This is a genomic window from Massilia sp. TSP1-1-2 (assembly GCF_049896185.1).
Taxonomy (GTDB): domain Bacteria; phylum Pseudomonadota; class Gammaproteobacteria; order Burkholderiales; family Burkholderiaceae_D; genus Telluria_A.
On the sequence record NZ_JAFCTU010000190.1, the window covers coordinates 1 to 629 of the forward strand.

Annotated in this window: 1 protein-coding gene; it reads right to left on the reverse strand. The window is 55.8% G+C overall.

The window, feature by feature from the left end; all coding sequences use genetic code 11:
* Window positions 1-592, reverse strand: a 592-nt coding sequence (locus tag ACP7BV_RS27635; RefSeq protein ID WP_426108114.1) for a tyrosine-type recombinase/integrase, incomplete at its 3' end; no start/stop codon positions are given.
* Window positions 593-629 lie beyond the last annotated feature (37 nt).

Genomic DNA, 629 nt, shown 5'->3' on the forward strand with positions numbered 1-629 from the left:
TCCGACGAATGTCCGAAGCGTAGATTGCCCTCAACACCTGACCGATCTCCACGGGTGACAGCACTCTGGTTCTGCTTTCTTCGGTGGCAATGAAGCGGGCAACAAGCGCTGCCGCTGGATTTGTCTCAGCAAGCTGGCGTGCAATCGCATAGTCGTACATCCGGCGAAGGGCATTACGCGTTAGCAGAGCCATCTTGGGGGCGCCTCGTGACTTGATCTTGTCGCATAGCTCCAGGATGTCCGCTGGTTTAACCTCAGAGAGCGGAATACTGCCGAGCATTGGAAACACATCCTTGGTCATCAGCCGACGCATCGTCGTGACATAGCTTTTAGACTTCCCGACGATCTGCTCATTCAGCCATTCAGCTCCGAACGCAGATACAGTGTTCAACATCGACGACTTCGCAGCCTGCACCGCGCGCTTAGGCGACTCTCCTCGTGCAACTAAACCCGCCCACTCATCGCGCCGCTTGCGTGCGTCAGCTAGACCGATTTCGGGGTAGCTGCCGATGGTGAGAGATGGTTGGCGCACCCCATGAAGCTGGTAGCGATAGCGCCAGATTTTTGAACCGCTCGGCATTATCTCAAGCATGAGACCGCCAGTATCACTAATTCGATAGCGCTCAGCT